The following is a 581-nucleotide window of genomic DNA, read 5'->3' as shown; positions in this document are numbered from 1 at the left end:
CGCTACATCGGCCGCTCGCGCGCGAATGCGGTGATCGTCGCGGTGTGCGCGCTGCTCACCTATGGCGGCGTGTCGCTGTTCGTCGTCGTGTTCGCGGTCTATCCGTTCGCGGCCGAACTCTATCGCCAGAGCAATATTCCGAAACGATTGATGCCCGGCGCGATCGCGCTCGGCGCGTTCTCGTTCACGATGGATTCGCTGCCCGGCACGCCGCAGATCCAGAACATCATCCCGACCACGTTCTTCAAGACGACCGCCTGGGCCGCGCCCGCGCTCGGCACGATCGGCTCGGTGTTCATCGTGATCGTCGGCCTCTCGTATCTGGAATGGCGCCGTCGCTCGGCGATGGCGAAGGGCGAAGGCTACGGCACGTCGCTCGTCAACGAGCCGGAGCGCGTGCAGACGGACTCGCTGCCGAATCCGGTCCTCGCGATTGCGCCGCTCATCCTGGTCGGCGTCGCAAACTTCGCACTGACGAAGCTGATCCCGTCGTGGTACGGCACCGCGTCGTACACGGTCGCGCCCGACGTGCTGCCCGGCGTGCATGCGCCGGTGACGACGTCGATCAAGACCGTCGTCGC

At 66.3% G+C, this 581-nt stretch carries 1 pseudogene; it reads left to right on the top strand.

The annotated features are described in order from the left end of the window. Window positions 1–581, top strand: a pseudogene (locus ACV22Z_RS35705) (GntP family permease); the annotation flags it as partial.

Source organism: Burkholderia sp. PU8-34 (assembly GCF_053427725.1).
This window is presented reverse-complemented; position numbering and strand designations above follow the sequence as displayed.